The 12988-nt window shown below is 66.1% G+C and carries 11 protein-coding genes; 3 read left to right on the top strand and 8 right to left on the bottom strand.

The window, feature by feature from the left end; all coding sequences use genetic code 11:
• Nucleotides 1–145: 145 nt before the first annotated feature.
• The 4 genes from tilS to rnhB all read right to left on the bottom strand — a co-directional run bounded on the left by tilS (nucleotide 146) and on the right by rnhB (nucleotide 6623).
• Nucleotides 146–1402 (bottom strand): tRNA lysidine(34) synthetase TilS, encoded by a 1257-nt coding sequence (tilS, locus tag F468_RS0113345; protein ID WP_018173956.1) that lies wholly within the window; start codon nucleotides 1400–1402, stop codon nucleotides 146–148.
• A 13-nt stretch (nucleotides 1403–1415) separates the two neighbouring features.
• Nucleotides 1416–2381, bottom strand: a complete 966-nt coding sequence (locus F468_RS0113340; protein WP_018139631.1) for an acetyl-CoA carboxylase carboxyltransferase subunit alpha — start codon at nucleotides 2379–2381, stop codon at nucleotides 1416–1418.
• A gap of 160 nt (nucleotides 2382–2541) precedes the next feature.
• The gene (dnaE, locus tag F468_RS0113335) at nucleotides 2542–6021 is read right to left on the bottom strand and encodes a DNA polymerase III subunit alpha (protein WP_018173957.1); all 3480 of its coding nucleotides are present in this window, start codon (nucleotides 6019–6021) and stop codon (nucleotides 2542–2544) included.
• Nucleotides 6018–6623, bottom strand: coding sequence for a ribonuclease HII (gene rnhB / locus F468_RS0113330; RefSeq protein WP_026296545.1), 606 nt, complete (start codon nucleotides 6621–6623; stop codon nucleotides 6018–6020). The genes dnaE and rnhB overlap by 4 nt, the downstream gene beginning before the upstream one ends.
• Nucleotides 6624–6778: 155 nt before the next feature.
• Between rnhB and F468_RS0113325 the strand changes: the two genes are divergently transcribed.
• From F468_RS0113325 to lpxB, 3 genes are read left to right on the top strand one after another with little or no spacing between them, the layout of a single operon-like run.
• On the top strand, nucleotides 6779–7792 hold the full coding sequence (locus F468_RS0113325) for a Gfo/Idh/MocA family protein (RefSeq protein ID WP_018139628.1): 1014 nt from the start codon (nucleotides 6779–6781) through the stop codon (nucleotides 7790–7792).
• Nucleotides 7789–8886 (top strand): DegT/DnrJ/EryC1/StrS aminotransferase family protein, encoded by a 1098-nt coding sequence (locus F468_RS0113320; protein ID WP_018173959.1) that lies wholly within the window; start codon nucleotides 7789–7791, stop codon nucleotides 8884–8886. Before F468_RS0113325 ends, F468_RS0113320 begins: the two co-directional genes overlap by 4 nt.
• A 22-nt stretch (nucleotides 8887–8908) precedes the next feature.
• Nucleotides 8909–10063, top strand: coding sequence for a lipid-A-disaccharide synthase (gene lpxB, locus F468_RS0113315; RefSeq protein WP_018173960.1), 1155 nt, complete (start codon nucleotides 8909–8911; stop codon nucleotides 10061–10063).
• Between the two features lie 58 nt (nucleotides 10064–10121).
• Here lpxB and lpxA read toward each other — a convergent pair whose 3' ends face one another.
• The 4 genes from lpxA to F468_RS0113295 all read right to left on the bottom strand — a co-directional run bounded on the left by lpxA (nucleotide 10122) and on the right by F468_RS0113295 (nucleotide 12971).
• The gene (lpxA, locus tag F468_RS0113310) at nucleotides 10122–10904 is read right to left on the bottom strand and encodes an acyl-ACP--UDP-N-acetylglucosamine O-acyltransferase (protein ID WP_017926286.1); all 783 of its coding nucleotides are present in this window, start codon (nucleotides 10902–10904) and stop codon (nucleotides 10122–10124) included.
• Entirely contained in the window at nucleotides 10901–11359 is a 459-nt protein-coding gene (gene fabZ, locus F468_RS0113305) for a 3-hydroxyacyl-ACP dehydratase FabZ (RefSeq protein WP_018139625.1), read from the bottom strand. The genes lpxA and fabZ overlap by 4 nt, the downstream gene beginning before the upstream one ends.
• Before the next feature lie 66 nt (nucleotides 11360–11425).
• Complete coding sequence (gene lpxD, locus F468_RS0113300; protein ID WP_018995372.1) at nucleotides 11426–12427, bottom strand: UDP-3-O-(3-hydroxymyristoyl)glucosamine N-acyltransferase; 1002 nt, start codon at nucleotides 12425–12427, stop codon at nucleotides 11426–11428.
• A 4-nt stretch (nucleotides 12428–12431) separates the two neighbouring features.
• Nucleotides 12432–12971, bottom strand: a complete 540-nt coding sequence (locus F468_RS0113295) for an OmpH family outer membrane protein (protein ID WP_018139623.1) — start codon at nucleotides 12969–12971, stop codon at nucleotides 12432–12434.
• Nucleotides 12972–12988: the final 17 nt, after the last annotated feature.

The raw sequence follows: 12988 nt of genomic DNA, 5'->3' as shown, positions 1-12988 counted from the left end.
CGCCCTGGTCTGCCGGCTGATGGTTCTCACACCCCGGCCCCTCAAAAGTATGACGAAGTTCAAGCATTGGCTTTTCCGCTCGCCCCGTCAACTGCAAGGGGACTACAGGTTTTGAACGGATCACCATCCACCGGACCTGCCACCTTCAGGGACTCAGGTCTCCATCCGACCAGAGAATGGCCACGACGAGCCCATCCGACCGCCGCCTGACCAACGGCAGATATTCGCGTTCCCATGGCGGGATCCCCCGCTCCTGAAGCCGCTTCTTCAAGGGTCGGCGACCCGCTGGCGTCACCACGGTTTCCCCACCCCGGCGAAAACCGACCTCCAGCGCCTCCTGCGCGTCCACACCCAGGGCCGCCAGCGCTGCGCGCTCCAGCATGCGACCATCCGGGAGCGTCAGGCGCGCATGCCCCGGCGGCCAGGGCATCACGTCGCCTGGCGCGGCCGACTTTGCATCCGGGGCTTCGACGCAAATCGTTCCGCGATAAACGCCCATCCAGCCATCCGCCCAGCGCAGCTCCGGATTCCGGTCCGGCGCGTGGACCTCCAGTTGCCGACAGAACTCCTCCAGCCGCGCATGGCCCGGCGGTCGCAGGCCCTGCGCGCGCAGCCAGGCCCGCAATCGCGCGCGTCGAGCGGGCCGGTCCAGCTCGGCCAGCGAGGCCAGCTCGAGCGAGGCCTCATCCGGAATGCGTTCATCCTCCAGGCTCTCCAGGCGGTCGACGGCCTCGCGCTGCCAGCGGGCGCTGCGCGCCAGGGAGGCATGAACAGGGAAGCGCTCCGCCAGACGCGGGAGGATCTCGCGGCGCAGGAAATTGCGATCGAACCGGGTGTCGTCATTGCTTGGGTCGTCGTACCAACCGAGCCCCGCCGCTTCTGCGTAGTCCGCGATGGCCTCGCCCGGGACCTCCAGCAACGGCCTCCCCAACCAGGTGTCCCCTTCGCGACGCAGTACCCGCATGCCCTGAAGGCCCTCCGGACCGCTCCCGCGCAGCGCGGCGAGCAGAAAGGTCTCGGCCTGGTCGTCGGCATGCTGGGCGGTCAGGATCAGGTCCCGCCCCCCGAGGCCCTCGCGAAGGGCCGTGTAGCGTGAACGGCGCGCGGCGGCCTCCGGCCCCTCGGAGGCATCATCAAGAACGGTCACCTTGCGTACGGTCAGCGCTACATCCAGCGCCTCGGCAACACGCACACAGAACGCCGCCTGCGCATCGGCATCCGGTCGCAGGCCGTGATTCACATGCCAGGCCTCAAGCCCTTGAGGGCGCAGTCGCGCGAGCGCGTGCAGCAATACAGAGGAGTCGCGGCCGCCGCTAAAGGCGACGCGCAAAGAAGCGAAGTCCGGGTGGTCCTGCAAAAAGGCCCGCATGGCGACCATCACCGGGTGGGTGTGATCCCCCACCCGGCCCGGTGTCTCAGGAGGTGGCTTCCTGGAAGGCACCGTAGTCCATCAGGCGGCGGTAACGCCGATCCAGCCGCTTGGCCGGGTCCAGCGCCTCCAGGCCATCAAGGGTTTCCAGCAGCGCCGAGCGCAGGTGTGCCGACATCGTCTCCGGATCGCGATGGGCCCCGCCCAGCGGCTCGGAGACGATGCGATCGACCAGCCCCAGATCGTGCAGCCGTTGCGAGGTAATGCCCAGCGCCTCCGCTGCCTCGGACGCGCGTTCGGCACTCTTCCAGAGAATGGAGGCACAGCCTTCCGGCGAGATGACCGAGTAGGTCGAGTACTGCAGCATCAGCGTGGCATCTCCGACCCCGATCGCCAGCGCGCCGCCGGAGCCGCCCTCGCCAATCACCGTTGCGATGATCGGGGTATCCAGCCGCGCCATCACCATCAGATTGCGGGCAATCGCCTCGCTCTGACCACGCTCCTCGGCACCCACACCCGGATAGGCACCCGGGGTGTCGATGAACGTAAGGACCGGCAGCCGAAAACGCTCGGCCGTCTCCATCAGCCGCAGGGCCTTGCGGTAGCCCTCCGGGCGCGGCATCCCGAAGTTGCGGTAGACCTTCTCGCGCGTCTGGCGACCTTTCTGATGGCCGATGATCATTACCGGGCGCCCGTCGAGGCGGGCCACGCCCCCCACGATGGCCGGATCATCCGCGTAGGTCCGGTCACCGTGCAGCTCCTCGAACTCGTCGAACAACTGCGGGATGTAGTCCAGCGTGTACGGGCGCTTGGGATGACGCGACATCTGCGCCACCTGCCAGGGGGTGAGCTTGGCGAAGATGCTCTCCGTCAGCGAACGGCACTTCTCCTCCAGCCGCTGGATCTCTTCCTGGATGTTGACCTCGGCATCGTCACCCACATAGCGCAGATCCCGAATCTTGGCTTCCAGTTCGGCAATGGGCTGTTCGAAGTCGAGAAAATCCGGATTCATGCAGGGTCCCGCGTCGGAAAGATGGGCGTCAGGCGCGGAATTGTAACCAATTACCCCGCACTTCGCTGCCCGTTCGAGACCGGCCGAGGCGGATGTGCAGCGACATGCGGTGGCTCAGGGCTGTTGGTCACAACGCCCAATTGCGTAGATGCCGACAGAATCAACGGCCGTACAGGACCTGGGCCTCGCAACCCGGGCCCAGGCTCTGCTGCAGATTGCGCAATAGCCGCTCGTCCGGACGAATGGCCCAGGCCTCGGGCAGGCTCAGCTCGGCCTCGAAATCATCCCGCCGGTAGCACAGGTGGACTCGGCACTGACCATCGCGATATTCCTCCATCAGGCCGCGCAGGTTCTGCACCTGCTCGGCGTGCACCCCCTCCAGGCACAGGTGCAGGGCGCGCGCCCACTGCGCCCGCGCCTCGTCCAGGGTGTACACGGCCCGGGCCCGCATGCGGATGCCGCCGGCATAGTCATCCAGCGCCACCGTCCCCTCGGCCACCAGAAGGGTGTCCGGCTCCAGCCGATCGCGGTAGGTGGTGAAGTCGTCGTTGAACAGCACGATCTCGGCACGCCCGCTGCGATCATCCAGGGTCGCGATGCCCATGCGCCCATTCTGCGTGTTGCGCACCCGCACCCCCACGACCAGGCCGGCAATGCGCACGGTCTCCTGGCGCCCGCGTCGCCCCTGCTGGCCGCTGTCATCGGGCCGCTGCTCCAGCTTCGCCTCCAGATCCGCGAACGTACTGCCCGTCAACCGCTTGAGCTCGGCGCGATAGCGCTCGACCGGGTGTCCGGTCAGGTACAGGCCGAGCGTCTCTTTCTCCCCGCGCAGACGATCGTCGTCCTCCATCTCCGGGAGGGTCTCGCTCTCCGGGACCACCGCAGCCGCCGGATCGCCAAACAGGTCCACCACACCCAGGCTCGCATTGCGCTCGGTCTGTTCCGCCGCGGCCACGGCCGTGGGGATGTCGTTCAGCAGCGTCGCGCGGTTCGCACCGATCGCATCCAGCGCACCCGCGCGCACCAGCGTCTCCAGCACCCGCTTGTTGAGCTTGGACAGGTCCACGCGCTGGCACAGGTCGATCAGCCCGTGGAAGGACCCGTCCGCCGAGCGTGCCTTCAACAGCGTGTCGATCGCAGACTCACCCACGCCCTTGATCGCCCCGAGGCCATAGACCACCGTCTGCGCATCGAGGCAGGTAAAGCGGTAGTCCGACTGGTTCACGTCCGGCGGCAGGACCTTCAGGCCCATGTTCCGGCATTCCTCGATCAGGCCCACGACCTTGTCGGTGTTGTCCATATCCGCGGACAGCACCGCCGCCATGAACGGCGCCGGATAATGCGCCTTCAGCCAGGCGGTCTGATAGGCGACCAGGGCGTAGGCGGCCGAGTGCGACTTGTTGAAGCCGTAGCCGGCGAATTTCTCCATCAAGTCGAAGATGTAGGTCGCGGTCCCCTCCTCGACCCCACGCCCCAGCGCGCCCTCCATGAAGATCTGGCGCTGTTTGGCCATCTCCTCGGGCTTTTTCTTGCCCATCGCACGGCGCAGCAGGTCGGCGCCGCCCAGGGTGTAGTTCGCCAGGACCTGGGCGATCTGCATGACCTGCTCCTGGTACAGGATGACGCCGTAGGTCGGCTGCAGGATCGGCTCCAGATCCGGATGCGGGTACTCCACCTGCGCGCGACCGTGCTTGCGGTCGATGAAGTCGTCTACCATCCCCGACTGCAACGGGCCCGGCCGGTACAGGGCCACCAGCGCGATGATGTCCTCGAAGCTGTCCGGCTGGAGGCGCCGAATCAGATCCTTCATCCCGCCCGATTCCAGCTGGAACACCGCCGTGGTCTGGTAGGCCTTCAGCAGCTTGAAGGTGTCGGGGTCATCCAGCGGGACCGCATCCAGGTCGATGCGGGCCTCCGGGTCCATCTTGCGCACGTTCTCGACCGCCCAGTCGATGATCGTCAGCGTGCGCAGCCCGAGGAAGTCAAACTTCACCAGGCCCACGGCCTCGACGTCGTCCTTGTCGAAGTGGGTCACCAGCGAGCCGCCATCGTCCTCGCAGTACAGCGGCGAGAAGTCGGTCAGCGCAGACGGTGCAATCACCACACCGCCCGCATGCTTGCCCGCGTTGCGCGTAAGCCCCTCGAGCTTGAGCGCCAGATCGATGATCCCGCGCACCTCCTCGTCCTGGTCGTACTGCGCCTTCAGGTCCTCGCTCTCGGCCAGGGCCTTGCCCAGGGTCATGCCCAGCTCGAACGGGATCAGCTTGGCGATACGGTCGACAAAGCCGTAGCCATAGCCCAGTACGCGGCCACAGTCGCGCACGACCGCCTTCGCGGCCATGGTGCCGTGGGTGATGATCTGCGAGACCTTGTCGCGGCCGTAGCGCTCGGCCACGTAGTCGATCACGTCGTCGCGTTTCTCCATGCAGAAATCGACATCGAAGTCGGGCATGGAGACGCGCTCGGGGTTAAGAAAGCGCTCAAAGAGAAGCTCATAACGCAATGGATCCAGGTCCGTAATACCCAGCACATAGGCGACCAGCGAACCCGCGCCCGAGCCACGCCCCGGGCCCACCGGGATGCCGTTGTCCTTGGCCCACTGGATAAAGTCGGCCACGATCAGGAAGTAGCCGGGGAAACCCATCTGGCAAATCACGTCCAGTTCGAGCTTCAGGCGTTCGTCGTACTCCGAACGCTCGGCGAACTGGAAACGCTCCAGCCGTGCCGCGAGCCCCTTCGCGGAGGTCTCCCGCAGGTGATCCTCGACGGTGTATCCCTCCGGCACCGGGAAATCCGGCAACACGGACTCCCCAAGCGTCAGGCTCACGCTGCAGCGCCGCGCGATTGCCACCGAGTTTGCCAGGGCCTCGGGGATATCCGAGAAGCGTTCCGCCATCTCCTCCGGGCTGGCAAGGTACTGGTGTTCCGAGTAGCGCCGCGGACGCGAGGGGTCATCCAGCGTGGTGCCGTCATGAATGCAGACACGCGCCTCGTGGGCCTCGAAATCCTCGGCCTTGAGAAAGCGCACGTCGTTGGTCGCCACCACCGGCAGATCGAACTGCTCCGCCGCTGTCAGGGCCTGCTCGATCCAGGCCTCCTCGCCCGGGCGCTCGGTGCGCGTCAGCTCCAGATAGAAGCGCCCGGGAAAACGCTTCAGCCAGGGGCCAAGCTCATCCTGGGTCAGTGCGCGCGCCACCCCGGAGCCGCTCACGAACAGACCATCGATGCCACCCGACAGGGCGATCAGGCCCTCGGCCGCGCTGTCCAGCCATTCGGCGTCGATCCTGGGGATGCCCTTTTCCTGCCCTTCCTGCCAGGCACGCGAAATCAGTCGGGTGAGGTTGCGGTAGCCGGGGTCGTTCTGCGCCAGCAGGGTTATGCGCGCCACGCTCCCGTCGGCACGGGCGTCCCGCACCAGCAGATCAGCCCCGATGATCGGTTGCACACCCTGGGCAATGGCCGCCCGATAGAACTTCACCAGCCCGAACAGGTTGCAGTGATCGGTCACCGCGACGGCGGGCATGCCCTTCTCCGCGACCGCCGCGACCAGCGGCTTCAGGCGCACCAGTCCGTCGATCAGCGAATACTCGGAGTGCACCCGCAGGTGCACAAAGCCGGGGTTGTGCCATTCGCTGCTCATGCCCCTTCCCCCGTAACAGCGGCCAGCGCCCGCGCCACCGGCCCAAAGCTGCGACGGTGCTCCACGCACGGCCCGAGGCGCGCCAGCGCGTCGCGATGGTAGGCGGTCGGGTAGCCTGCATGGCGATCAAAGCCGTAGTCGGGATAGCGTTCGTGCAGGGCCGTCATCTCCGCGTCGCGCGCCACCTTGGCGATGACCGAGGCCGCGCTGATTGCTGCTACGGAGCCATCCCCGCCGACGATCGCCTCGGCGCTCCAGGGGCCCTCTGGCGTAAAGCGCCCATCGACCAGCAGGTGATCGGGCACCTGCGACAATGCGGCCACCGCGCGCTGCATCGCCAGCAGGGTCGCGCGATGGATGTTCAATGCGTCGATCTCGGCCGCCTCGGCTCGCCCCAGCGCCCAGGCCACCGCGCGTTCGCGAATCTCGACATCCAGCGACTGCCGGCGACGCGCCGAGAGCTTCTTGGAATCGGTCAGTCCCGGTGCCTCAAAACCTTCCGGCAGGATCACCGCGGCCGCCACCACAGGCCCCGCCAGTGGGCCACGTCCCACCTCGTCGACGCCCGCGACCCAAGCGTTTGCCACCCTGTTTGCGGACATCGAACCCCCGATCGGGCCTGGACACCAAGGGAACACTGAAACCCGTGTTTCCCTGGACAATAGCGGGAATGGATCGCGGACATGCGCAGTCCGGGCGATCCGTTACAATAGCGCCGGAAATCCTAGCACACGCCCCACGAACCTCGAGCCCGCCCATGTCTCAGAATCCCCTGCGCTGCGCCGCGATCGGCGTCGGTCACCTTGGCAAATGGCATGCCGCAAAATACGCCGCCCTGCCCGAGACCGAACTGGTCGCCGTAGCCGATGCCGACGCCGCCACCGCCGAGCGTGTCGCCGCCGAACACGGCTGCGCCGCGGTCACCGATCACCGCGAACTGCTCGGCCAGGTCGATGCGGTCTCGATCGCCGCGCCGACCACCCTTCACTACGACATCGCGCGGGACTTTCTCGACGCCGGGTGCCATGTGCTGGTGGAAAAACCGATCACCGCGACGCTGGAGCAGGCCGAGGCCCTGAACCAGCTGGCCGAGGCCAAAGGGGTCGTGCTGCAGGTCGGGCACCTGGAACGCTTCAATGCCGCCCTGCGCCGACTGACCGACGATCCGCTGCATCCGCGATTTATCGAATCGCACCGTCTGGCGCCCTACAAGCCCCGCGCGACCGACGTCTCGGTCGTGCTGGATCTGATGATCCACGACATCGACATCATCCTGTCCCTGACGGACTCACCGCTAACCGAGGTCCGTGCCTCTGGCGCCCGTGTGCTCACGCAGGACATCGACATTGCCAACGCCCGCCTGGAGTTCGCCAACGGCTGTGTGGCGAACGTCACCTCCTCGCGCGTCAGCAACAAGTCCGAGCGGCGCATGCGCATCTTCCAGTCGCATGCCTATGCCTCGGTGGACTTTCAGAACCGCATCCTGTCGCTCAACCACATCGGCGCGCCCGATCCGGAGACCGGTGCCCCGGAGATCCACCGGGACGAGAGCGTCTTCGACGAGGCCGATGCCCTGCTCGCCGAGATCCGCGCCTTCGTGGCCGCCGTACGCGGCGAAGGCCCGGTCGTGGTCAGCGGCCGCGACGGCCAGCGCGCGCTGGCCACCGCCGAGCAAATCACGAAGCTCGTCTATCAGAACCTCAACGTGATGGGCCAGGCCGACGGCCCCCACAGCCACCTCGAAAACACCCGCACAGGAGTCAAGCCGTGATCCCGATGGTCGACCTGCAGCGCCAGTACCAGAGCCTGCGTCCCGAAATCGATGCCGCGCTGCAGGAGGTCCTGGCCGGGGCCCGCTACATCCTGGGCCCCAATGTCCAGGCGCTGGAAGACGAGCTGGCGCGCTATCTCGGTGTGGAACATGCGATTACCTGCGCCTCGGGGACGGATGCGCTGCATCTGGCCCTGGCCGCCGCAGGCATCGGCCCGGGCGACGAGGTGATCACCACGCCATTCACCTTCATCGCCACCGCCGAGGCAATTCGCTATGTGGGGGCCGATCCGGTGTTCGTGGACATCGATCCCGATACCTTCAACATCGACCCGGAGCGGGTCGAAGCGGCGGTCACCGAACGCACCAAGGCAATCATTCCCGTGCACCTGTTCGGACAGCCGGCCGACCTGCCACGCCTGCAGGCCATCGCCGAACGCCACAAGCTCCTGATCGTCGAGGATTGCGCCCAGTCCTTTGGCGCCGCCATCGATGGCGCGCAGACCGGGTCCGCCAATGCCTTTGGCTGCTTCTCGTTCTTCCCCTCGAAGAACCTCGGGGCCTTCGGCGACGGCGGTCTGGTCACCACCAGCTGCCCGACCTCGGCCGAGGCCCTGAAGCGACTGCGCAACCACGGGTCCAGCGAGCGCTACTACCACGACGAGGTGGGCTACAACAGCCGCCTGGACGAGATGCAGGCGGCAATCCTGCGGGTGAAACTGCCGCACATCGACGCGTACAACGCCCAGCGCCGGCGCGTCGCCGCCAGCTACCGCAAGGGCTTGGAGGGCCTGCCAGTTCAGACCCCGCACGAAGACGGTATCGGTACGCATGTCTACCACCAGTACACGCTTCTGACCGATCACCGTGACGCGATCATGCAAGCCCTGAAAGAGGCCGAGATCGCGCACGCGATCTACTACCCGGTCCCGCTGCACCAGCAAAAAGCCTTCGCGGATCTGCCGAACCTGCCTGCGAGTCTTCCGGTCACCGAATCCGTCACCGCACGCTGCCTGTCCCTTCCGGTGTTCCCCGAGCTCGAGGACGGCCAGATCGAGATGATCTGCGACACCATCCGGCGCGCCCTCGCCTAAGCGCCGAGACAGACCCGGCCCCATGCGACGCCACGTGGTCATCTGCGCCGGAGAGAGCTCCGGCGATGCCCTGGGGGCCGGGCTGGTACGCGAACTCGCGATCCTGGAGCCCGAAGTCCGATACTCCGGCATGGGCGGCGCCCAGATGCGCGACGCGGGTGTCGAGACGCTGATCGATGTCGAGGAACTCGCGGTCGTCGGGCTCGTCGACGTCCTGGTGAACTACCCGCGCCTGCGCCGACTGTTCCGGCGCATGGGTACCCACCTGGAGCACAACCGTCCGGACCTGCTTGTCCTGGTCGACTACGTCGAATTCAATCTGCGCCTGGCGGCACATGCACGACGCCTGGGTATCCCGGTCCTGTTCTATGTCAGCCCCCAGTTGTGGGCCTGGCGATCCGGGCGAATCCGCCGGATTCAGCAGTGCGTCGATGCGATGGCGGTGCTGTTTCCGTTCGAAACCGAGATTTACGAACGTGCCGGCGTCCCGGTGCGCTACGTGGGCAATCCACTGGTGGACCGGGTCCAGGAACCCACCGTACCGTTAGCGGAACGGATCGCCGTCGCCGAAGATGAACGCGTGATCGGGCTCTTGCCCGGCAGCCGCAGCGGAGAGCTCAAGCGCCACTGGCCGCTCCTGGTCGAGGCCGCGCGACGGATGCACGGGAAGGAGCCCGCACTGCGCTTCGTGGTCGCGCTGGCCCCGGGAGTGGACCCGTCGCGCCTGGACGCACTGGCGCCGCGCGACGGCCTGCCGATATCGTTTGTCTCCGGGGAAGAAGGCGCACACGCCCTAATGGCGGGCGCCGATCTGCTGCTGATTGCCTCGGGCACAGCCACGCTCGAGGCCGGCCTGCTCCAGGCGCCCATGCTGGTGTTCTACCGAATGGGGGGGTTCAGCCACGCGGTCTTTTCGCGCCTGGTCCGCCTGGAGAATATCGCCCTGGTCAACATCGTCGCGGGCGAACGACTGGTCCCCGAATACCTTCAGCGCCAGGCGAACCCCGAACGCCTCGCGTCGGACGCGCTCGACCTGCTGCGACACCCGGAGCGGCTCGGCGCGATGCGGGAGTCCCTCGCCTCGATCCGTGAACGCCTGGGAGACGGCGGGGCCGACCGCCGTATCGCCGAGATGGCACGCGAACTCCTCAACGAAGGGCGCCTGAGCGACTACTGATCTCCGGATAGGCAGCCTTGTCGCCGCCTCGTGGAAGCCCTGAGTTACAGGTGTTTCCTTAGTGAGGCCGGCCTCCGCGCAGTATCCCACGCTGGCTGTTGCGCACGAACCCGATCAGGTTGCGCACTTCCGGGACCTCGGTCTCGTCGAACATCGTCTCCAGATGACGCTCGCGGCCGGCACGACCACGCATGCCGAGGATAAAGACCCGATGCAGCGCCTGGATCGCCTCGTTGGAGAAGCCATTGCGCCGCAGCCCAACCTTGTTGATCCCGATCAGCCGCGCGTAGTTGCCACTGGCCAGGCAGTAGGGCGGCAGGTCACGGTTAAGCGCCGCGCCCATACTGGTGAAGGCAAAGGTGCCCACACGGCAGAACTGATGCACCAGGGTAAAGCCACCCAGCGTCACGTTGTCCTGGATCTCGACATGACCGGCCAGCGAAGTCGCGTTGGAGAAGATGATCTTGTTGCCGATGGTGCAGTCGTGCGCGATATGCACGTAGGCCATAATCAGGTTGTCGTGACCGATCACGGTCTCACCGAGCCCTTTCTCCGTTCCCCGGTGCAGCGTGACCGATTCGCGGATCACGTTGCGATCCCCAATCACCAGCCGCGTCGGCTCGCCCTTGTAGGTCGTGTCCTGGGGTTCCTCGCCGATCGAGGAGAATTGGAAGATGCGGTTCTCGCGACCGATCTCGGTCGGGCCGCGGATCACCACATGCGGACCCACGCGGGTACCGGCCCCGATTCGCACATTCGGACCGATCACGCTGAAAGGCCCGACCTCGACCGAGGAGTCCAGCTCCGCGCTCGGGTGTACGTCAGCCCGAGGGTCGATCACGAGGGGATTTCCTGCCCGGAACACATCAGCTGCGCCGTGGCACAGACGTCGTCGCCCACACGGGCGACCGCGTCAAAGCGCCAGATGCCGCGCATGGTGCGCTTGAGATCCACACGCAGGTGGAGCTGGTCGCCGGGTACCACCTGGCGGCGAAAACGTGCCTCGTCGATGCCGACAAACAGGTACAGCTGCTGCTTGTCCTGATTCTCGTTGCGCGCCTCTTCGGTCTTGAACGCCAGGAGACCCGTGGCCTGCGCCAGCGCCTCGAGGATCAGGACACCGGGCATCACCGGCTTGATCGGGAAATGCCCCTGAAAATAGGGCTCGTTGATGCTGACGTTCTTGATCCCGGTCAGGTAGACGCCGGCCTCCCACTCCAGCACCCGGTCGACCATGAGAAACGGATATCGATGCGGCAGATAGCGCATGATCTCCTGGACATTGAAGTCATCCACGCGGCATTCCTTTTTTGCTGATTCTGATGAGCCGAGACCAACGGACGACTCCAACACAAGCGGGTTTCATGCATCCCGTGTCCGGGCGAGCCGACGCAGCCGTGCCAGCATGCGATTCCACAACCGGGCCTCCTGGTGAGGGACACCGGACGCATACTCCCCTGGTTGATCAATCGAGCGCGTGACGAGCGTCATCGCGTGCAGTGTCACCCGATCGGCTATCGCCAGGTGGCCGAGAATCCCGACCCCGCCCCCAATGGCGCAATGCGCCCCGATGCGTGCGCTGCCCGCAATCCCCACACAACCCGCAATGGCCGTATGGTCGCCAATCTGAACGTTATGGGCAACATGGACGAGGTTGTCGATCTTGACCCCGTTGCCAATCCGCGTGGACTCCAGCGATCCGCGATCGATAGTGGAGTTGGCACCAATCTCCACATCATCGCCCACGCGCACATCCCCCAACTGCTCGATCTTCTCCCAGGTGGAATCCGGACCGCTTGCGAATCCAAACCCATCGGCACCCAGTACCGCGCCACTATGGATGATGGCACGTCTGCCGATTTGCACTCCGTTCAGCAGGCTGACCCGAGGATAGAGATAGCTCTCCTCCCCTACCTCAACTCGCGCGCCCAGAACGCTGTGTGCGCCAATCACCACACCGGCACCAATACGGCAACCGGCGCCAATCACCACGCCCGGTCCAACCTCCGCATCAGCGGCCAGGCGTGCGTCAGGATGCACTCGCGCGCTTGGGTCAACACCGGGAGTACCGCATCGGCGCCCGGCACCAAACCAGCGGGACGCCTGCCCATAGGCGCGGTAGGGATCATCGACGGCAATCCAGGCACGCGCTGTCGTGCTCACCGACTTGGCACCCACCCTGGGGACCAACACACAGCCCGCTTCGGTAGAGTCCAGGGCATCGCGATAGCGATCGGGATTCGTAACAAAGGACACATCCGCCGGCCCGGCCCGGGCAAGCGTCGCCAGCCCTTGCAACGGGATCTCGGCCGGCCCGGTGAGCTCGCCGCCCAGATGTACGGCGAGGTCTCCGGCGGTGATCACCCGCTCAGTCGTCGCGCTGCATTGCGGCAAGGATATCGTCCGTGATGTCGACCCGGTCGCTGGCGTAGAGCACGTTGCGTTCGGTCAGGATGACGTCGATCTCGCGTTCGCGCGCCAGTTCCACAATCGCGTCGTTGATCCGCCGCTGCAGTCGGGACAGCTCTTCGTTACGGCGAACGTTCAGGTCCTCGCTAAAGCTCTCCTGGGCGCGCCGGAACTCACGCGACCGCTGGGAAAACTCCCGCTCCAGATCGGCCCGCTCGGAGGGATTCATCATGTCGCCGTCGCGCTCCAGCCGGTCACGCATGCGCTGGAGTTCTTCGCGTTCGGCCACCAGCTCGGCGTCACGCGGGGAGAACTCACGCTCCAGCTCGCGCATGGCCTGCTCGGCCTGCGGCGAGTCCTCCAGGATGCGGTTCATCGTCACGAATGCCACGTTCTGAGCCCCGGCCTGGGCCGGGAGGGCCAGCCAGCCCGCCAACAACAGCACGGCGGACAGCGCCAGGGAGACGCCGCCCTTCATGGTCCCACTGCGCTGACTCATGTTCTTGCTCCTCGCGC

Source organism: Thioalkalivibrio sp. ALJ2, assembly GCF_000378325.1.
Lineage (GTDB): Bacteria > Pseudomonadota > Gammaproteobacteria > Ectothiorhodospirales > Ectothiorhodospiraceae > Thioalkalivibrio.
This window is presented reverse-complemented; position numbering and strand designations above follow the sequence as displayed.